This window comes from Gemella haemolysans, from assembly GCF_012273215.1.
In the GTDB taxonomy this organism is placed as follows: Bacteria; Bacillota; Bacilli; order Staphylococcales; family Gemellaceae; genus Gemella; species Gemella haemolysans_A.
Genome location: NZ_CP050965.1, coordinates 659,379 through 681,485, shown reverse-complemented (window position 1 = coordinate 681,485; position 22,107 = coordinate 659,379). Strand labels below are relative to the sequence as shown.

Below are 22,107 nucleotides of genomic sequence, written 5' to 3'. Positions count from 1 at the left end.
CAATAAAAATTTATTCTTTATATGTAATAAGGATACGAGACATAAAATCTCATATCCTTATTATTAAGAGTATTATAAAATATTTTATTCTTCTCCAAAAATAGAAGTTCTAAAATCTTTAGTTTTATCAAGATACGCTTTAAAGATTGCTCGTTTTAGTTTAAGAACTCTACTATTTGTGTCAGGGTATAATTTCGCCACATCATCTTCAGCATCTTTTTCAACCGCTTCGTTTATAATACTTCTTAACTTATTAATACTATCAATAGTTACCGTCTCTTGACGTACCCAATTATTAGGATTTATAAAGCTAATATTTGTTAATTTATTGAATTTATTTTCTCGTTCTTTATACATAGCTTTTTTGAAATCAGCCCAAGATAAATACTGGTTATTAAATATCTTATTAAGCACTAATTTATCAGTTACCAATCCTACTTCTTTACCGTATGAATTAATTTTGCTTCCCTTAGCTTTTGCTTCATTTTCATATTGGTTAGAAATATAAGGTACCATACCTTCTTTATATCCTTTTGCAGCTAATAGTTCAAACGCCATTCGACGACCCATTAAATCACCCGGAGTCCCTTTATCATTACTTAAGGCTGAATATATTGGCGAGAAAAGATTGATTGTGTAGTATCCATTTCGTTTATACTCACCTTCATCAATATACCCTCTTCTTGTAATAATATCATTTTCTATAAGACTATCAAATGAATTTAGTTTTTTAGTCTCATCAATAGTTAATCTACGAACAACATTTGTTGCATAAACATCATTTCCATCAGGATCAGCTTTAAATTTATTCTCAACTTTTCTCAATAGATCATATTTTTGATTTACATCTAAACTAGCTACTGCATCACCCTCTAACTTCTCAAGTGTATAAACCAGATCAAATAAGTTATGCATATATTTACGTAAATCTTCTGCATTATTGAATCGTTGAGTAGGATCTTTTACTTGTAATCTATTAGCATTTTCCGCTTCATCATATTTCAATACAGAGTTTATCGTGATTGTTGCATCATTTGGATGATCAGGAGCTTGTAGCAATCCTTTAGCATAAAACTCTGGTCCAAGACCAATTCTTCTTCCGTATCCTCCAAGATAAATTTCTCTATCTGAGTTATGTGTCATTTCATGCGTATATGTTACCGCACCAGATTTATCAAGCATACGATAAGACATATAGTAGAATGCATCACCTGTAGCATATGCACCATTAGCATTATGAACTACGTTATTACCTGCTGGTCCAAAGAAATGTTTGATTGCAGGATGATTAGTTTCAAAAGTTGCTTGGTATGTATCTTTTTCTCCTTTATCATCTGTACCAAATCTAAATGCATCATAGACTAGAACACTTCTATATAATTTTTCTTTATTTTCTTTATCTAATATTTTATACCAATAATCATAATGATCTCTAAATCTAGCAGCCGCTTCCCTAGCTTTTTCTTCAACATACTCATTTAACTTAGCTCCTGCTGGATGTTCTTTACTTCTATATCTATCGTAAGCTCCAAATCCAATAGTAGAGATATTCGCTACCATAAATATAGATTTTTCAGGTAATGTTAATAACGGTAATACCATACTTTGATATTTCCATGATGGGCTAGTTAATCTATCATATACACCAATAGAATATTGACTACCTGCTATTGATTGTTTTTCACGTACTTCAGGAATCATAGATTTTTCTTCTACAATATAGGCTTTGGTTTGTTCTTTAAACCATTCGTTATTTGTTTTACTTGGAACGAAAACTTTTCTATATTTTTCCAATGTATCAAATAAACTATTAGTTCCATAATTTTTAGATAATAGTACATTATATGTAATAACATTATTTTTAGCTAATAGATTATTATATCCGGATTTACCTAATTCGATAACATTATCTAATGCAGAACTATTAGATTTACCAAAGAAGTCTAACTTGTACATAATTAAATCTTTAGCATTTGTTTCACCATAGTTAAAATTGTACCAACGTTCTAGATATGTTAAACCTAAAAGCAATGCCTCTTTATTATTTCTAATTTTTTCTACTACATAATTATCTATTATTGAATTATTATTTTCAGCTATCGCCGAATCTGCAGAAAGTAGTTTTGTTAAACTATCTCTCAAATTATTTTTAGTAGTATTAAACTGTTCATCTAAATATAACTCTGTTAAACTAATATCTTTAGAAATATCTAATACTTTTCTAATTGCATCTGATTTATATTCTACTTTATTTAATTCTGGTAATACTTTATCTAAAATATTTTGATAATTGCGAAGTAATGTATTCGGTGTGTAAATTAACTTTGTACCGTTCACACTATACTCTGCTATATTTGAAAAATCACTTTGATATTGTACATTTATCATTTCTGAAGTATTATCCGCGTAATATAGTAATAGTTTATTTATACTTGATTTATTTCCGTTAATATCACTAATTACTTCTTTATCTTTCATAGGAACTACTGATAATAATTCTTTTTTGTAAAGATTACTACTAGTTTCTACTAAATTCCCATACTTAACTATTGTTTCTCTATTATAGAATGGTAATAGTTTTTCTATATTTTTATAAACTTGTTCTTTTGATGAATCGGCATTTTCAAGATTTCTATAGTCAGTTACATATCTAGAAGAGAAATTGAAGTCTTCTATTATGGTATTTTTCTTAGGAACAAGTTCTGCTTTCTTCTCTGAAACTTTATTATTTTCTAATATAGTACCTCTTTGTTTTTCTGAATCTCTGCTAAGTACTTCGTCATCTACCTGTACTATATTTACTACTTTATTATTTTTATTACTATATGTGTTAGTTGCTCTTATACCATTAAAATCATAACCAGCAATAGCATTACCATTCGTAACATTAACATCACTTAGCACATCAGATAGTCGACCTGAATTTTCAACTTCTCCTGAATTATCCCAAAGATTACCTACAACTCCTCCAACATTACCAAAAGGCTTCACATTATTAAGATTACCTTCAGCATAACTATTTCTAATCGTTGCTTTTTTATCTACAACTCCCGCTATACCACCAACAACCTGATCTCCAGAATTTGCATTTGTCGCCATATCAATAGATGAAACTGATCTGTCAATTAAAGCACCAGCTCCTGACAGTTTTCCAACTAAACCACCTATTTGATAACTAGATCTTGTGTTATACGTATTTGTTACTCTACCAGTAAAACTACTATTATATATTTTAGAATCATTAACTTGTGTGACTAAACCACCTATACCACGTTCACCAGCAATAACTCCAGATGAATGAACATTAGTAATTGTAGTTCCATTATTAGCCTCTTTCGCTATTGTAGCAGCAGCATCTTTAGAAGTAACATTTGCTTCTTTTATTGAAAGATCTCGAATAGTAGCACGACTCAAAGAATTAAATAACGGTTTCTTCAAATTATATATAGCGTAGTACTTATCTTTGTTTGTACCAATTAACTTACCACTAAAGTTTTTATTAACATAACTTTCTTGACCATCTTGAAGTTCAACTTCACGAGCATCCATAGTTGCACCTAAGCGAAACTCTCCGGAAGGATTATTATTCATTGCATCTACTAGATTTTTGAATGATGTATAAACTCCCACTTCACTTTTCTGAGTTTTTGGTAAGTAGTATGTAAAATTATCTAGTACTTTATTATTTTCATGGTGTATCAGATTTGTTGCATGTGCTACTATTTTATAGACGTCTCTATTATCTTTATTAGCATTAGTAATACTTTCAACTGGAAGCATTACATCTTTAAAGTTCTCTGATTTTACTTTCATGAAGTAATTTTGTGGGTCATTTGGCACAGAAGCTAATGAAGTTACATGACGATACTTAGTACCATCTTTTGAATATAGTTCTACAGAAGAAATATTTCTAAGTTCTAATTTTTTAAAAACTTCTTTTTCTTCTTTAACATCGTCTTTTTTCTCATCTTTATGACGTTCAAGAGCATCATATTTAGGTGTAATTTCTTTACCGTTTAGAATACTTCTAATCCAAGCTAATTGTGTTGGAGATAAAATTAATCCTCCTGAACGATTCTCAGCTCCATTTTGGTGTATACCAATGACCTCTCCTTTAGAGTTAAAGATTCCTCCACCGCTCATACCAGCTTTTCCACCTTGGTACTGGACACCATATGTATTATTAGCGTATTTTTGTTCCATCTCAACGGTAGTGTCTTTTAAGTGAGTATACTTCCCAGCTGGATATCCATGAACATTTAGTTTGTCATGAACATTTACCTTCGAGTAATTTTCTACTAAGTTGGCATATGGTCTTCTAGTAGACTCAGGTAATTTAATAACTGCTAAATCGTAGATAAATCCTTTTGGATAATCTTTTTGATTATAGAAGTGTATATCGTTTGATGTGAAGGAACCTTTTTGGCCATCAGGCGTCTGCCATTCATATGTATTTTTAACCTTATCGCCTCTAAATTCACCCGTACTGTTATCTGCAGAATTATTTATGAAGTTATGTGCCACTGTCAACAATACATTAGGAGCTATAAAAGTAGCTGAACCCGTTCCTGATAATGCTTTATTATCTTTAACAAAATTCATTCTAAGAAGTGCACTAGCATTTTTTTCTACATTATTGTTTTCTGTTGTATTGTTAGACTCTACCGCAGGTTTTGGACTCTCTATTTTCGGTAATTCGATTTTCCCTGTATATTCTTTTGGTGGCTCTACTTTTTCCGGTTCCACTATCGCTCCAGCCTGTACTCCTGTATATTCTTTTGGCGGCTCTACTATTTCTGGCTCAACAATCGCTCCAGCTTGTACTCCTGTATATTCCTTCGGTGGCTCTACTTTTTCCGGTTCGACTATTGCTCCAGCTTGCACCCCTGTATACTCTTTCGGCGCTTCTACTTTCTCTGGTTCGACTATTGCCCCTGCTTGTACTCCTGTGTATTCTTTTGCTGGATTTACTTTTTCCGGCTCAACAATTGCTCCAGCTTGCACCCCTGTATATTCTTTCGGTGACTCTACTTTTTCCGATTCGACTATCGCTCCTGCTTGTACTCCTGTGTACTCTTTTGGCGGATTTACCTTCTCTGGTTCTACCAATGCTCCAGAAGTAACTCCACCATATTGTGGCTCTACTTTTTCTGGTTCAACAATTGCTCCAGCTTGTACTCCTTTATACTCAGGTTTTACTTCAACAGCAGGTTTTACTAATTTTTCCCCTTTCGGAGTAACTGAGCTAACTGCTTTTTTCATTCCTTTTTCTATAATTTCTGAAACTGGTGCTTTTGTATTAGTAGAAATTAACTCTCTAGAAACTTCTTTTCCCTCTACGGTAAATATTCTAATAACCTCAGTCTTTTTACCTGCTTGTCCATGTTGTTTTACTCTTGTTGTTCCTTCAGGTAACTGGTTATTATTTTCTATAACTTGATTATATTGTATAGGCGTTTCTACTGTTTTATCAGTATATAATAATTCAGGTTTAGTTAGTTTTCCAGCTAACACTTCATCTTGAGGATTCACTGTATTAACCCCTAATACTTTTCTATCCTCTTTTTTATTTGTATTTTCTATTACTCTTTTATCTTCTTTTTTATCAACATTATTTGATGTTGTTTTATTTTCCTGTTTTATTTCTGTTGCATTTGTATTCGTAATTCCATTTAATTGTGGTTGTTTTTTAGTATTTTGTTGTGACGTAACATTTTCTTTAACTTCTTCATTTACTTTTTTAGTTTCACCTTCATTTTTAATAAATCCAACAAAACTATATCCAGGAATCGAAGAAATCTTAGGAAGTTTATCTCCAACTTTAAGGTTATAATCCATGTTATAGATAGATAATTTTAAGTCTTCCATAGCTCTAACCGGTAACTCTAGAGTAGTCGCTCCCATACTAGTAACTAACAGTATTGATAGTATTTTACGTGATTTATTTTTATCTTTTGCTACAACAACTACTAATAGTCCTAACATTCCTCCTAGGATCATACTTCCTACTCCATAATTTAAACCGGTATTAGGTAACTTATTTAGTTGTGTTGTTTTTGTTGGTTTAAATACTAAGTAATATGTTTCTTCTGCGCTATTTACAATACTCGGTACTTCTTTTTTTACTAATTCTTTCTCTTTATCTGTAAGATTGTCCTCTCCTACATATTTGTAGTGAACTACTGCATTATCCGCAGCTCTTACAATATTTTCTTCAGGTTGAATAGTTGACACCATAAAAAAAGATCCTATTGTCATCGAACAAACTCCAATAGTCAATTTTCTTAGTGAAAACTTATTTTGTTTTTCCCCTAAAAATTTTTTCAACTGTATACCCTTCTTTCATAATATGATACTAAGATTAATTTTGTTTATAATTAATACATTAATTGTAAGCTTTTTCTAGATCAAATGCAAGAAAATAGCTATAAATTCTATGTTTTATTAATTACAATTTATTTTTAATATAATAATTTACTCATTATATTTAACACTATAAATTTATGTTAACCAACTATAACTTCAGTTTCCAAAATAAAAAAACTGGAAGTTTCTTAATTCACTTCCAGTTAAATTCTATTTATTTAACATACCAGCCTGAAGTTGGTACATTTTGTAATAATTACCTTTTAGAGCTATTAACTCTTCATGTGTTCCAGATTCAATAATCTCACCTTTGTCTAACACATAGATACAGTTAGAATCTTGAATAGTAGATAATCTATGAGCAATCGCTATAGTCGTTCTACCTTTTCTCATTTTTTCAAGAGAATTTTGAATCAGTTCTTCAGTTTCAGAGTCGATATTTGCAGTTGCTTCATCAAGAATAAGAATTTTCGGTTTGCTCGCTATAGTTCTAGCAAATGTCAGAAGTTGTCTTTCTCCACTAGAAAAAGTTGAACCTCTTTCTGTAACAATACTATCATACTTATCTTCTAGTTTGTCAATAAAGTTATGTGCATCAACAAACTTAGCCGCTTCAATAACATCTTCTCTTGTTAATTCTTCATTATACATCTTAATATTAGACTCTACAGTTCCATGATATAGGAATGGATCTTGTAGAACTAATCCAACACTATTTCTCAGTTCTTTAGCACTATAATCTTTAATATCAACACCATCAATTAAGATTTCTCCTCTGTGATAATCATAAAATCTAAGGAATAGATTCATAATTGATGATTTACCAGAACCAGTCGCTCCTACAAAAGCAATACTCTCTCCATTTTTTACACTAAATGAAATATTTTTAAGTACATCGCGTTTTCCATCATATGAAAAACTGACATTTTTAAACTCAATATCACCTCGAGAAATTTTACAATCATTTTCTCTTTGTTCTGGTTCGTATTCTTCATTATCTATTAATGTAAAAACACGTCCTGCTGAAATTATAGATGTTTGAAGAATCGAGAAATTTTGCATAAGTTCAATTAATGGATTAAACAGTTGATTCGTATATTGAATAAATGCATAAATTATTCCAGCTGTAAAACCAGCACTCTCAAAACTCAACCCAAAGTACGTAACAATAACTCCATACGCTAATACTTTGAATAACGCCATCGCAGGTCGTAGTAACAAACTATCAACTTTTAATGATTTAGTATAATAACGAAGGTGTTCATTATTAACCTCTCCAAATTCATCTATTAAACGTTGTTCTTGATTAAATGCTTGAATTATCTTCATGCCTTCGATTGATTCAGATAACTTAGTATTCATTTCACTAATTTTCGCTCGAGAAATTTCTACAAGTTTACTAGATAACTTCTGATACATATATACAGAACCAACCATAACAGGAATGAATAATATCATATAAATAGTAAGTTGCCAACTTAAAGCAATCATCGCAGAAAGTGTTACTACAAACATAAGAATAGTATTTAAGAAACTAGAGAAAATCGTTCCAAACATATCTGCAACAGCTTGTGTATCATTAGTTAATCTTGATACAACAGAACCTACAGGCGTTTTATCGAAATATGACATTCCTAATTTTTGCAAATTAATAAAACTATCATTTCTCAAATCTCTTACTATACTATGAGCTACTCTTGCAAAGTAGAATTCACCCAAAAATGTAAACACTACTCTTAGAATAAATAACCCAAAATATATTATTAATATATATAACCCTGCTTTAGCTATATTTTTTGTAATAAAATTATCAATATAATACTGTGCTAAAAGAGGAATTGCTGTCGCTACTATAGAAGTTAGTAGTATAAATAATAATGCTAATATCGATAGCCCTTTATATCGGAACATATAACGCATTAATCTAAAAAACGTCTTACTTTTCGACATCTTCACTTCCTCCTTTCAAGTTTTCTTCCATCTGTTGACTTTCATAAGTCTCTTTATACCAACCGTTATTTGCTATTAACTCATCGTGAGTACCTTTTTCAATAATAGTATCATCACCTAAAACAATTATTAAGTCAGCTTCAACAACCGCAGATAGTCTGTGAGCGGTAATTATATTAGTTTGACCACTACGTTGTTCTTTTAAGTTTTCTAAAATAATGTGCTCCGTCTTAGCATCAACAGCAGATAAAGAATCATCGAGGATTAAAATCTCAGGATTTATAATCAAAGCACGACTCATAGCTAAACGTTGTTTTTGACCACCAGAAAGACTAACACCTTTTTCTCCAACGATCGTATCAAACTTCTCTGGCATAGCCATTATATCATCATACAGTCCACAAATTTTTGTAATCTCTTCTACCTTCTTATCGTCGATTTGAGGATTAGCAAAACGAATATTTTCTTTAATCGACATAGCGAATAGTACTTGATCTTGCGGTACATATCCAATAAGTTTTCTTAAGTCACTCAGACTGTAGTCAGCAATATCTCTATTATTAAGTAGAATATTACCCGACTTAATATTGAATTCTCTTAGTAACAATCTTAGTAAAGTAGTTTTACCTGAACCAGTCACACCTACAATACCTAGAGTTTGACCTTTTTCAATAGCAAACTTGATATCTTTCAGTACAGTCTTGCCTTCTTCAAATTCAAAGTTGTCGATATTATACTCTAATCTTCCATTTTCAGCTTTAACTTTACTGTTTAAATTAGTATTAACATCATTTACTTCATCTAATAAACTCTCAATACGTTTATATGATACCTCACCTCGTTGTGAGATATTGTATAACCAACCTATCGCTTGAAGTGGCCATACTAACATATCAAGATATGTAACGAAAGTTACTAACTCACCAACAGATAACTCTCCATTAGAAACGAAAATACCACCAAAGACAAGAGTAAGTGTATAAGATAACCCAACGAAGATTAATACCATTGGATCGAATAGAGAATTATACTTAGCAGCGATAACATTCTTTCCGAATACTTTTTTATTAACTTCTTTAAAACTCTTAATTTCATCGTTACCATAACCAAATGATTTTGTAACTTTTATCCCTGAAACACTTTCTTGAACTTTGTTATTCAAATCAGAAAAAGATTCTTGAGCTTCTTCAAAACTATCATAGTTTTTATCTCCAATATAGTTAGTAGCATACGCTAAAAATGGTAAAGGAATAATCGCTATTAAAGTTAATTTGAAATCTATTAAGAATATCATCGTAAAAAGTGTAACTAAAGCTGTAATACTCGCATCGACAGCAGACATTACACCACCACCTGCAACCATTGCCACAGAGTTTATATCATTCGTCGCATGTGCCATTAAATCTCCAGTACGATACTTTTGGAAGAACGAAGGAGACATCTTTGTAAAATGTTCAAAAAGTCTCGATCTTAAAATACGACCTAAGTTATACGCAGCTCCAAAAATGTAAACACGCCAAACATAACGAAGTGCATACATAGCCAGAGCAGCTAACACTAAATAACCAACATTTAAAAATAGCTGACTATTCGTCAAATTCCCCGATTCAATTCTATCAATTACTGTACCGATAACTTTCGGCGGAATCAAGTTAAAAATACTTACTAGAATTAGAGCAATTATCCCTATTAAATATCGTTTTTTTTCTAGCTTCATAAACCAAGCTAATTTTCTAAATAAATACATCTACATTCCCCCTTCTCTTTCTTCTAATTTTGAGAAGACTTCACCGATTTTTCCATTAATAACAAGATCTGCCATATTATCCTGTGGTGTAGAAGTTTTATTAATAACAATTAAATGCTTACCTTTAAAATAATTCAATAAGTTAGCAGCAGGATACACACTTAATGAAGTTCCGCCAATGATTAATACATCTGCTTTTTCTATAAAGTTAATCGCAGAATTAAATACCGTCATATCAAGTTCTTCTTCATAAAGAGTTACATAAGGTTTTATAACCCCACCACATTTATCACAACTAGGTATTTCTTCAGTCTTGGCTAAGAAATCCTCTAAATTATAAAAAGACTTACACTTCGTACAATAGTTTGCATCTACACTTCCATGTAGCTTCAAAACATTTTTACTTCCAGCTTGCTCATGAAGTGTGTCTATATTTTGAGTAACAACTGCTTTTAACTTACCTTGTTTTTCTAACTCCGCTAAATAATAATGCGCATTATTCGGTTTAGCATCAGGATAGACCAAATGCTTCTTATAAAAATCAAAGAAATCTACAGGATACTTTACAAACATCGTTCTTGATACGAGCTGTTCTGGAGTGAAATGACGATTAAGTTCTACACTAAATACACCATTTGCACTTCTAAAATCTGGAATATCAGATTCTGTAGAAACACCAGCACCACCAAAAAAGACAATATTATCGTTAGATTTTATTATTTCTCTTAGTTTTTCTATATTATTCATAATACTACCTCCTTATAATATTATAAAAAGCCATGAAAAGAAGGAAACTCTTACTTAAGTCTCCTTCTATCAATTAACTACTAATTAGTTTCTTTATCTTTTTGAGCTTTTAACTCTTTGATACGTTGTTTACGCTCTTCGATACGAGCTTTTTTCTCTTCACGAGAAGCACTCTTAACTGGACCACGAGCGATATGTTCTTTACTATCGTTAGTTACAAGGTTCGTTGGTTCTTGTTTCATCTCGATTTCTTCGTGGCGTTCTACTCTAATACGCATTAGGTTAGTAACAACCTCAACTTGAATGTCATCAATCATGTCTTCGAACATTTCGTAACCTTCAGTTTTGTATTCACGAAGCGGATCAATTTGTCCATAAGAACGTAGGAAAATCCCTTTTCTAAGTTGATCCATTTGGTCGATATGATCAGTCCATCTATCATCAATTGCATTAAGAAGAATGTATTTCTCGAATGAATTCATAGTTTCATCACCAAGTAACTCACGTTTCTCAGCTAACTCTAAATTAATTCTGTGTAATACTAATTCACGAATTTCATCATCAGACATAACATCTGAATATTCACTATCAGTAATAGGTTTTTGACCTAAGAACTTCTCGTTAAGTGATTTGATGATTTCTTCTGTTTCTTCTTTTTCACTATGTGCTTCTAAGTTTTCTGTAATGTAAGCAATAGTTTTATCAACAGCATCACCGATCATCTCTTGGATAATATCAGTAACTACTTCATTTTCTAATACTTTATTTCTCTCAGCATACATGATTTCACGTTGTTTACGTAATACATCATCATATTGAAGTACTTGTTTACGTGAGTCATAGTTATTACCTTCAACACGTTTTTGAGCACTTTCTACCGATCTACTTACCATTCTACTTTCAAGCGGAGTATCTACATCTTTACCCATAATCTTTTGTAATCTATCAGCTCCGAAACGAACCATAAGCTCATCTTCTAGAGATAGATAGAATCTACTGTAACCAGGGTCCCCTTGACGTCCAGAACGTCCACGTAGCTGATTATCAATACGGCGAGATTCGTGACGTTCTGTACCGATAACGGCAAGACCACCTAATTCACGAACACCTTCACCAAGTTTAATATCCGTACCACGACCAGCCATGTTAGTCGCGATTGTTACTGAACCACGTTGACCAGCTTGTTTAATAATTTCTGCTTCACTTTCATTTTGTTTAGCATTAAGAACTTTGTGAGGTACACCGTATCTATATAATAATTTAGATACTAATTCACTCGTTTCAATAGAAACTGTACCTAAAAGAACTGGTTGTCCTTTGTCATAACGTTCTTTAACTTCTTGAGCTACAGCATTGAACTTAGCTTCCATGTTTGAGTAAATATAGTCTGGTGCATCAATCCTTTGGATTGGTCTGTTTGTAGGAATAGTTGTTACAAACATGTTGTAAATATTTCTAAATTCCTCTTCCTCTGTTTTACCAGTACCAGTCATACCACTAAGTTTTTTGTACATTCTGAAGAAGTTTTGGAAAGTAATAGTCGCCATTGTTTTACTTTCTTTTTGAATAGGAACACCTTCTTTAGCTTCGATAGCTTGGTGTAACCCTTCAGAGAAACGACGACCAGGCATTGTACGACCTGTAAATTGGTCAACGATTAAGATTTCTCCATCTTCAGCAACTACGTAGTCAACGTCTAATGCCATTGTGTAGTTAGCTTTTAATGCTTGGTTGATGTGGTGAGTTAAATCAACATTTTTTAAATCATAAAGATTTTTTAATCCAAAGTAACTTTCAGCTTTATCAATACCATTTTCAGAAAGTTGAATAGCTTTAGTTTTAATATCTAGAGTATAATCTCCATCACTTCCATCTTCTTTCTCTGCTTTTTTCAGAGTTTTAACGAAAGCATTCGCTACTTGGTAAAGTGATGTTGATTCTTGTCCTTCACCAGAAATAATAAGTGGTGTACGAGCTTCATCGATAAGAACTGAGTCAACCTCATCGATTACAGCGTAGTTTAATGGACGTTGAACACGAGCTTCAACTGTTTTAACCATGTTATCTCTTAAATAGTCAAATCCTAATTCATTGTTTGTTGAGTATGTAATATCAGCATTGTACGCGGCTCTTTTCTCTTCAGAGTTTAAAGAGTTTAAGTTAAGACCTACAGAAAGTCCCATGTAGTTATAGAAAACACCCATTTCTTGAGCGTCACGTTGAGATAAGTATTCGTTAACTGTAACAACGTGTACCCCTTCTCCAGCTAATGCGTTTAAGTATACAGGCATTGTTGCAGTAAGAGTTTTACCTTCCCCTGTTCTCATCTCTGCGATATCCCCACGGTGAAGTGCGATACCACCCATGATTTGAACTTTATATGGTTTCATTCCTAAAGAACGGAATGCTCCTTCACGCGCTGCAGCAAATGCATCTACTAAAATTTTATCTAATATATCCGGTGTTTCTTTACCTTTTTCTTTTTGTACTTGGATATATGCTTTAAATTCTTCTGTTTTATTTACTAATTGTTCATCGCTAAGACTTGAATATTCTTCGTCTTTAGCTAATACCTTATCAGCTAATTTTGATAAGTTTTTTACTTCTCTTTTGTTAGCATCAAATATTTTTCCTAAAATAGCCATTAACATTTTCCTTCCGACATATTTTTCTATTAAATGATTTTATAATCATATTATAATTCATCTCTTAATTATAACATTCATTTATCATTAAAGCAACAACAATAACACGATTTTAAGTTGATATTAACTACGTTTTTTGTCCAACTAATAAAGCTAAATGAATTTATATATTTTTTGATTTTAATCATACAAAAATTCTAGTAGAACTTCCTCTTCAAATTCTACTAGAATTATTTTATCTATATTTTTTTAGTAAATCTTTCACTTTCTCAACATATAAATCTCGAACATTTTGAGGTGCTAATATTTCAATATCACTACCTAAAGAGAAAATCCATCCCAAGAAATGACTACTACACATAACTTCTACAGAAGTTTGATAAATATCATCTTTTTTATGAATAATAATATCTTTTCCGAATCTATCAACGATTGCTCCTATTAATGATTCTTTAAACTCTAAAGTCACTTTTTCTAAAGTTCCACCATACATACCGAAGATCTTCTTTGAATAGCTCGAAATATCTTCTTTTTGGAACTTGTCGTGACCAACTCTATCACTTTCAGCAATTAAAACATTTCTCATCTTATCAACACGATAATTTTTAATTAAATCTGTCTTAGCATCAAAAGCAACCATGTAATAATTCTCATCATTCCATACTAGAGCAAATGGACTTACATTATATACTTCACCATTTTTTCTATCAATCATCTGTTTATTATGATTCCATTGCCAATAATTAAAATCAATTTGTTTATTTTCTGCAACTGCATTGTGAATAGCATCAACATTATAATAAATATTTTCATTGATGTATTTATTTTCTTCAAAAGAATATACCTGTCTTTGAATTTTTTGCGCTTGTTTCTTGCTCGCTAATTTCTTCAGTTTTAAAATTAAATCTCGAGATTTTTTAGCAGTTAAGAACTTACTCGCCTGAATTACATCAATTAACATTTTCACCTCAGCAAGCTCAAATTCTCTTTCTACTAATGCGTATGTATTTTCACGACCATTCTTTTCAACCACGATATTAAATCCATAATCTTGTAGTAATTCTATATCCTTATATAAAGTTTTTCTCTCCACGATAATTTCTTTTTTCAAGAGTAAAGAAATCAATTCTTTCACACTTAAATAAGTATTTTCATCACTATAATCCCTTAGTATTTCTAATAAGTATAATAGCTTTAATTTTTGATATCTTCCTTTTTCCATAAATTTTGCTCCTTATATACACTTATGTATATAATAACAACTATTTACGAATTTTTCTATTACTTTTAAATATTTTCACATCTCTATTAACAACTTCTGCGATTACTGAACCTCCAGTAACGAAACATACTCTTACAAAAAATTTATCTCCAACTTTATCATAAATTCTTCCTGCACTTTTCGTACCTTTCGCAACAGTTCCACTTGAATTTGCAATGTAACCAACTTTCCCAAAAGTTTTCATCATAACTTTTATCGCTTCTTCATCAAAGTCATTATCAAACTCTTTTTCACAACTAATAACATCTCCAACTCTAAAAACTGTTGTTCCAAAAAAATGTTTCATTCCTGTAATTGTAATATAATCTTTTTTCATTTTAAATCACCTCTTCGTTTTGTGATTTAATTATAACAATCTATTTGTCCATTTTTTTGGACTCTTTTAAAATTTTATAAAAAAAATAGGGAGTGACTCAAAAATCGTGATTTCGTAGAGAAATCGATTTTGTAGAGTCACACCCGCACAGTTTATTAGATATCTAACAAGCTTTTATAAAGCGAATTTAGATATCAATAAACCACTGCGTCTATGAGTTATCATATACACTTTTTTAAGGTTATTCTATTATTTGTTTAAGATGCTAGCGCAACGTGGACATAAACCTTCTTCGTTTACTTCATCTACGATGTTCCAACAACGGTCACAACGGTGTCCTTCAGCTTTAGTTACTTTAACAGTAGCAAGATCATAAGCTACACCATCATTTTCTTTAACAGCAACTTTACTTACGATGAAGAATTGGTTTAAGTTATCAACAGAGTTTAATAACTCAACAACTTCTGCATCGTTACTGTATACTTCAACAGCTGCTTCTAGAGATTTACCGATAACTTTTTCATTACGGCTTTCTTCTAATGCTTTATTCACATCATCACGAACTTCAAGAAGTTTATCCCATTTAGCTTCTAACGCAGCATCTTCAATTACGTTTTTAGCTGGGAAATCAGTTAAGTGAACAGACTCAGCATCTTCATACGGCATATTGTCGTATACTTCTTCAGCAGTGAATGAAAGAATTGGAGCAAGTAATCTAACAGATTTACTTAATACTGTGTAAAGAACTGTTAACATACTTAAACGTTTGTGAGAATCTTCACCTTCGATGTAAAGAATATCTTTACCATAGTCTAGGTAGAATGAAGATAGTTCAACGTTGAAGAAGTTGATTAGTTCAGTAGTAATACTGTTGAATTGGTAGTTTTCATAGTAATCTAATACTTTTGCAACAACTTTCTCGAATTTTAGAACCATATATTTGTCTAATTCTTCAAGGTTTTCGTACGCAACTAAATCAGTTTTGTTGTTGAAGCTTCCGTTGAATAAGTTTCCTAGTAAGAAACGGAATGTATTTCTGATTTTTCTGTATGTTTCAGATACTTGTTTTAAGATATCTTTAGAGATACGAACGTCTTGAGTATAGTCAACACTTGCAGACCATAGACGGATAATTTCAGCACCTAATTCTTTACCTACATCGTTAGGAGAAATAACGTTACCTAAAGATTTACTCATCTTGTTACCATTACCGTCCATAACGAATCCAGCAGATACTAACTCTTTATACGGAGCTACTCCAGATACAGCTACAGAAGTGATAAGTGAAGAGTTGAACCATCCACGGTATTGGTCACTTCCTTCTAGGTATAAGTCAGCTGGGTAAGTTAAGTCCTCACGAATTGCACAACATCCTTGGTGAGATGTTCCAGAGTCAAACCATACGTCCATGATATCCATTTCTTTAGTGAATTCTCCGTTTGGACTTCCAGGGTGAGTGTATCCTTCTGGTAATAATTCTTTAGCATCTTTGTAGAACCAAACGTTTGATCCTTCTTCTTCGAAGATTTTAGCTACGTGTTCGATTAATTCGATATCAAGGATAGCTTCTCCGTTTTCAGCGTAAAATACAGGAATTGGCACACCCCAAACACGCTGACGACTGATTACCCAGTCACCGCGGTCACGAATCATATTATATAATCTTGGTTTACCCCATTCACTGTAGAATTTAGTGTTATCTACAGCTTCAAGTAATTCGCTACGGAATGCATCAACAGAACAGAACCATTGTGGTGTAGCTCTGAAGATAATTGGTTTTTTACTTCTCCAGTCGTGTGGGTATGAGTGAGTGATATCTTCTTGTTTTAATAATGCTCCAGTTTCATCTAAGTGAGCAATAATATCTTTGTTCGCATCGAATACGAATTTACCAGCGAATTGTCCAGCTTCTTCCGTAAGAACACCTTGGTTATCTACTGGTGATAAAACTCCAAGTTTGTATTGTAATTGACCAACAAGATAGTCATCAACCCCGTGTCCAGGAGCTGTATGTACTAAACCAGTCCCAGAATCAAGTGTTACATAATCAGCTAAGATTAATGTAGATGTTCTATCTAAGAATGGGTGTTTACATAGTAAGTACTCTAAATCTTTACCTACTAATACTTCACCTGTTTCATAGTTTTCCCAACCGAATTTCTCAGCTAAGAATGCTACTCTTTCTTTAGCTACTAAGTAGCTTTCTCCGTTATATTTAACAACTTGGTATTCAAAGTCTGGATGAACAGCGATACCTAAGTTCGCAGGTAATGTCCATGGAGTAGTTGTCCAGATAACAAACTTAGTTCCTTTTTCTACAGCACCATTTTCACTAACTAATTCGAAAGCAACATAGATAGATGGCGAAGTATGATCGTGGTACTCGATTTCAGCTTCAGCTAATGCAGATTCTGATGATGGTGACCAGTAGATAGGTTTTAATCCTTTGTAGATATATCCTTTGTCTACCATTTTACCGAATACACGGATTTGTTCAGCTTCAAATTTTGGATCTAAAGTTAAGTATGGATTATCCCAATCACCTAATACTCCAAGTTTTTTGAAGTCAGCTCGTTGCTTATCAACTTGTTTTAATGCATAATCTTTACATTTATTTCTAAATTTATTAGCTGGCATAGATTTTCTATCAACACCATTGTTTACTAATACTTGCTCGATTGGAAGACCGTGAGTATCCCAACCAGGAACATAATTAGACACAAAACCATTCATGTTTTTATATTTAACGATAAAGTCTTTTAAAATTTTGTTTAACGCGTGTCCGATGTGGATGTTACCATTCGCATATGGAGGTCCATCGTGAAGTACGTATGAAGGTTTCCCAGCATTTTTTTCTAAAATTTTGTTATATAAATCCATTTCTTCCCAACGTTTTAGGAATTCAGGTTCTTTATTCGGAAGATTTCCACGCATTGGAAACTTCGTTTTTGGCATTAATAATGTATCTTTTAATTCTACCATTTTTTCTCCTTTCAAAATAAAAAACTCTCAGTAAAAGTTATAGAGGGCGAAATTTATCCACGGTACCACCTCTTTTAACTCCTACCAAGAGCACTTGTTTGTTCTATTAAAATTATTACACAATAAAGTGATAACTCCTATGCTTCTATAAAACTTTCCACCAACCAGTTTCTCTCTAAAACTCCACACAGTCGTCTTGTCTTTATTTACGATATGTATATTATATTACATCAAGATGAAACTTTCAAGTCTTTTATGTGAATTTAATTTGAAATTATCTGAAAATATCATGAAATTTAAAAAAAGACTTTTGAAAACCCACTATTTTGAAAGACTCCATATTTAGAAACCCTTCTAATAATTGTTCATTTTCAAAAGTCTAATTTTTTTATACTCTTCGATATACGTTAAAATTCTCTGCAGCATATTTCAACGCTTTTTCTCTGCTAAGTGATGCAGTGACATTAATATTACTATCAGTAACCTCTACATTATCAACAACAACTGGTAAATCAAGTGACTTAATAGTAATAGTATTACCGTTAACCCTTGCTCCACTTCCAGAAAGAGCTTCTTTTAAATATTTTTCCAAAGCAAAATTTGGAATTGGAACCTTACCAATTTTAGCATCTTCTAGAATTAAATCTACACTATTGTTAGCACCAGTTACTTTTATATTCGTATTTATCATTGTATCCCAAAGCCCTAATTTAACAGGTAATTTCGCTTTAATATGATCATCAACTAATTTATAACTACCATCTAGTAATTGAGAATCGTCTGATACAGCATTCTTAAATATAGATAGAAATGTATTATTATTAATTTTTAATGATGTTTTAATATTTGAATCAACTAATTTAAGATTTGAAATAAAATCTCTATTTAGATCCTCTAACTTAATCTTAGCATCATGATTCGCCAATTTTTCTGAATTATTTATACTTTCACTTGGCGTCAATGCATATGTTGCACCACCACCAAAAAGAGCCAACACTACTAGTAACGCTAGTATTTTTCTTAATATTTTCATTCGAATCTCCTTTATATTTTACCTTCCTTCTAATAATATTATATACTATATAGTATAGTGAAAAGTTAAAATTAAGTTAAACTACAAAATAAAATTAGTAAATTTTAATGTACAAAATATATATTTTACGTTATAATAATTAGTAACCTTTTTAGGTTACGAATACATAAAGGAGATGATATTTATGAAAGAAAAAATTTCTATTAAGAATTTTACTATGAACGTCCTTAACGGTATCGCCCTAGGAACAGTTCTATGTTTAGTGCCAGGTGCATTACTTGGTGAACTACTTAAATATATAGGTAAGGTTTATCCTTCACTTGCATTTTTATCATTATCAATAACAATTTCTAACGCTATGATAGGTTTAGCTTCTGGAATTATTATTGGATTATTCTTTAAATTTACACCTGTTCAAAGTGTATCTATTGGGTTAGCTACTCTATTTGCGAGTGGTTCAATTATCCCTACTCCAGACAAAACAGGTCTTATGTTAAAAGGTTCTGGAGATATCGTAACTATGATCTTTACAGCAGCATTAGCAACATTATTTATCCTACTAATTGGAGACAAAGCTAAAAACTATGCGGTAATCATCCTACCTCCATTAACACTTGTAATTATCGGAGGTATTGGTAGATATACTCTTCCATTCTTCTCAGGAGTAACTAAACTTTTAGGAGATGGAATCAAACATCTACTTACATTACAACCTATCATTCTTACTATTCTTATCGCGGTTATTTTTGCATGTCTTGTAGTTTCTCCAATTACATCAGTTGGGGTTGCATTAGCGATTAATATCGACGGAATAGCTTCAGGAGCTGCAAACCTTGGAATCTGTGCATGTGGATTCACACTAGCAATAGCAGGATGGGCTGTAAACTCTAAAGGTGTTTGCTTCGCGCACTTTATCGGATCTCCAAAAATTTCAATGGCTAATATTTTCGCTAAACCGAAGATTATGCTACCTGTTCTATGTAGCGCTGCTGTCTCAGGAGTATTTGCAGCAATACTAAACATTAAAGGAACAGCAATGAGTGCAGGATTCGGATTCAGCGGTCTAGTTGGTCCATTAGCACACCTTGCGACTACTGACGGAAGTGCTTTAGAAATATTAAAAGCAGCAATCGTCTTCGTAGTAATTCCTGTAGTTTCTGGTTTCTTCTTCGTAAAACTATTCACGAAAATTGTACCAATTATCAAACCAGAAGATTACAAACTTAACTTATAAAATAATTTGAGACGACTCGAAACCATTTTGAGCCGTCTCCTTTTTTTACCTCCTAATTCACTTAAACCTTGCATAAATCATCCTCATAAATTATAATGATTAAAGTATTAATTTTTAAGTTATATATATTATCGACAAATTTAGAAGGAGTAGCTATGCTAAATCTTATTCGAAATAAAAAATTCAATGTTTATAAAACATTAAATATAGTAAATCCCCTAATACCTATTGCTACTGATGAAATGTTTTTACGTACAATTTCTGGTAATGATGACTGTATATTACACATGTACACATTGCCGAACTCAGCAATAATCGGAGCACCAGATACGCGTGTTCCATTTTTCGATGAAGCATTATTTTCTTTTTATAGAAATAATATTATTCCTGCAGTTAGAAATATCGGGGGATTAGGAATAATTTCAGACAAAGGTATATTAAATTTATCTATCATTATGAATAAACCAAAAGAAAACTTTTCAATTAATGAAGGTTATGAATTAATGACAGAATTTATCAAAGCAGTTTTCCCAGAAGGTGCTAACAAAATCCAAGCTATTGAAATAACTAACTCGTACTGTCCTGGTGATTATGACCTAAGCATAAATGGAAAAAAATTCGCTGGAATCGCTCAAAGAAAAATTAAAGATTCAGTAGTTGTTTCTATATATATTAGCGTCTTTGGTGATCAACAAAAACGTGCAAACATAATGCGTGAATTTTATGATATTGGAATAAAAGAGCAACAGATAAATTACAAATATCCAAAAATCGACCCGAACTGTATGGAAACATTAGAAAAACTTCTTCATAAGGAGTTTACTCTAGAGGATGTATATGAAAGAGTTGAAAAAGTACTTTATTCACTAGACTGTGAACAAGTTGAAGGAGAATACACAGAAGAAATGATAGAAGAATACAACAGTATCTTTGAACAAGCAAAAGAAAGAAATGAAAGTTACTTAGAAGGAAAATAGTAATCTCATCGGTTTAGGAATTTAGAAACAAAAATAATAAACATACAAAAGAGCTAGTCAGAAAACAATTCTAACTAGCTTTATTTTTTTCATAATATTTTATAATAAATGTAAAATCACATTTACCCAAAGCCAACTAAATGGCATTACTAATATCATCGCAGGTACCATATCTACAACCGGAAACATCTTGAGTTTCAAAATTCTAAACCCAGCAGCAACCATTAAGAAACCACCACAGGCTTTAAAATCATTAATCATTTCAGGTGTCGTTAATGGCACTATCAATCCTGCTGATAAAAATAATAACGTAAAAATAACAAACTGCGGTACTGCTATTAGTGAAACAATATACCCAAGATTACAAGCAAAGATAGCTGCCGTAAAGAAATCAAGAATAGACTTCGTAATTAATAAACTTGGATCACCTGTTATACCTTCATTAAGACTACCATAAATTCCCATACCACTAGAACAAAATAGAACAATTACGGTAATCAACGTAGCTAAAAATTCTGTTTCTGACATAGAACTATTAGGTTTTGGAACAACTTTTACCATAAGTTTCTGCATTTTCGCACAAGCTCTATATACCAAATCACCAAGATTAAAAAATAATCCTACTAATGTCCCTATAATAATCGCGAATATCACCGCTGGCATATATTTCATAAGACCAATTGATGCTATTCCCATTCCCATTGAACAAAGTCCAAAAATCATATTCAACTGTTCTTTATACTTTTCCGGTAATTTATCTCCCAACACAGCTCCTGCTATACCTCCTAAAAATATAGCAATCGTATTAATTATTATTCCTGTTGGCAT

General features: G+C 31.9%; 12 protein-coding genes. 2 read left to right on the top strand and 10 right to left on the bottom strand.

The features are described from left to right. Positions 1-84: 84 nt before the first annotated feature. The 9 genes from FOC48_RS10100 to FOC48_RS03200 form a co-directional block, all read right to left on the bottom strand. Entirely contained in the window at positions 85-6,327 is a 6,243-nt protein-coding gene (locus FOC48_RS10100) for a ZmpA/ZmpB/ZmpC family metallo-endopeptidase (RefSeq protein ID WP_035466776.1), read from the bottom strand. Between the two features lie 249 nt (positions 6,328-6,576). Then, entirely contained in the window at positions 6,577-8,316 is a 1,740-nt protein-coding gene (locus tag FOC48_RS03235; RefSeq protein ID WP_003146196.1) for an ABC transporter ATP-binding protein, read from the bottom strand. Beyond that, entirely contained in the window at positions 8,303-10,063 is a 1,761-nt protein-coding gene (locus FOC48_RS03230) for an ABC transporter ATP-binding protein (RefSeq protein ID WP_003146197.1), read from the bottom strand. Before FOC48_RS03230 ends, FOC48_RS03235 begins: the two co-directional genes overlap by 14 nt. Beyond that, positions 10,064-10,810 (bottom strand): NAD-dependent protein deacylase, encoded by a 747-nt coding sequence (locus FOC48_RS03225; RefSeq protein WP_003146198.1) that lies wholly within the window; start codon positions 10,808-10,810, stop codon positions 10,064-10,066. 80 nt (positions 10,811-10,890) lie between these two features. Then, positions 10,891-13,455 (bottom strand): preprotein translocase subunit SecA, encoded by a 2,565-nt coding sequence (gene secA / locus FOC48_RS03220; RefSeq protein ID WP_003146200.1) that lies wholly within the window; start codon positions 13,453-13,455, stop codon positions 10,891-10,893. A 235-nt stretch (positions 13,456-13,690) separates the two neighbouring features. Then, positions 13,691-14,677 carry a helix-turn-helix transcriptional regulator gene (locus FOC48_RS03215; protein WP_003146201.1) on the bottom strand — a complete coding sequence of 329 codons (987 nt, stop codon included), beginning with the start codon at positions 14,675-14,677 and terminating at the stop codon, positions 13,691-13,693. A 40-nt stretch (positions 14,678-14,717) separates the two neighbouring features. Continuing rightward, positions 14,718-15,053: an HIRAN domain-containing protein gene (locus tag FOC48_RS03210; RefSeq protein ID WP_003146204.1), complete on the bottom strand. Its 336-nt coding sequence runs from the start codon at positions 15,051-15,053 to the stop codon at positions 14,718-14,720. Positions 15,054-15,302: 249 nt separating this feature from the next. After that, positions 15,303-18,035 (bottom strand): isoleucine--tRNA ligase, encoded by a 2,733-nt coding sequence (gene ileS, locus FOC48_RS03205; RefSeq protein WP_003146205.1) that lies wholly within the window; start codon positions 18,033-18,035, stop codon positions 15,303-15,305. Between the two features lie 388 nt (positions 18,036-18,423). Continuing rightward, on the bottom strand, positions 18,424-19,068 hold the full coding sequence (locus FOC48_RS03200) for a hypothetical protein (RefSeq protein ID WP_003146207.1): 645 nt from the start codon (positions 19,066-19,068) through the stop codon (positions 18,424-18,426). A 184-nt stretch (positions 19,069-19,252) separates the two neighbouring features. Between FOC48_RS03200 and FOC48_RS03195 the strand changes: the two genes are divergently transcribed. Together FOC48_RS03195 and FOC48_RS03190 are read left to right on the top strand one after the other, a co-directional pair. After that, the gene (locus tag FOC48_RS03195) at positions 19,253-20,302 is read left to right on the top strand and encodes a PTS sugar transporter subunit IIC (protein ID WP_003146208.1); all 1,050 of its coding nucleotides are present in this window, start codon (positions 19,253-19,255) and stop codon (positions 20,300-20,302) included. Between the two features lie 155 nt (positions 20,303-20,457). Continuing rightward, a complete protein-coding gene (locus FOC48_RS03190) occupies positions 20,458-21,279 on the top strand; it encodes a lipoate--protein ligase family protein (protein ID WP_003146210.1) in 822 nt (273 codons plus the stop codon). 99 nt (positions 21,280-21,378) lie between these two features. Here FOC48_RS03190 and FOC48_RS03185 read toward each other — a convergent pair whose 3' ends face one another. After that, positions 21,379-22,107: a DUF554 domain-containing protein gene (locus FOC48_RS03185; protein WP_003146211.1), complete on the bottom strand. Its 729-nt coding sequence runs from the start codon at positions 22,105-22,107 to the stop codon at positions 21,379-21,381.

Coding starts and splice junctions, on each gene's coding strand:
- FOC48_RS03190 (WP_003146210.1), top strand. CDS start 20,458: ATGCTAAATCTTATTCGAAATAAAAAATTCAATGTTTATAAAACATTA.
- FOC48_RS03210 (WP_003146204.1), bottom strand. CDS start 15,053: ATGAAAAAAGATTATATTACAATTACAGGAATGAAACATTTTTTTGGA.
- FOC48_RS03230 (WP_003146197.1), bottom strand. CDS start 10,063: ATGTATTTATTTAGAAAATTAGCTTGGTTTATGAAGCTAGAAAAAAAA.
- FOC48_RS03195 (WP_003146208.1), top strand. CDS start 19,253: ATGAAAGAAAAAATTTCTATTAAGAATTTTACTATGAACGTCCTTAAC.
- FOC48_RS03185 (WP_003146211.1), bottom strand. CDS start 22,107: ATGCCAACAGGAATAATAATTAATACGATTGCTATATTTTTAGGAGGT.
- FOC48_RS03235 (WP_003146196.1), bottom strand. CDS start 8,316: ATGTCGAAAAGTAAGACGTTTTTTAGATTAATGCGTTATATGTTCCGA.
- FOC48_RS03215 (WP_003146201.1), bottom strand. CDS start 14,677: ATGGAAAAAGGAAGATATCAAAAATTAAAGCTATTATACTTATTAGAA.
- FOC48_RS03225 (WP_003146198.1), bottom strand. CDS start 10,810: ATGAATAATATAGAAAAACTAAGAGAAATAATAAAATCTAACGATAAT.
- ileS (WP_003146205.1), bottom strand. CDS start 18,035: ATGGTAGAATTAAAAGATACATTATTAATGCCAAAAACGAAGTTTCCA.
- secA (WP_003146200.1), bottom strand. CDS start 13,455: ATGGCTATTTTAGGAAAAATATTTGATGCTAACAAAAGAGAAGTAAAA.
- FOC48_RS03200 (WP_003146207.1), bottom strand. CDS start 19,068: ATGAAAATATTAAGAAAAATACTAGCGTTACTAGTAGTGTTGGCTCTT.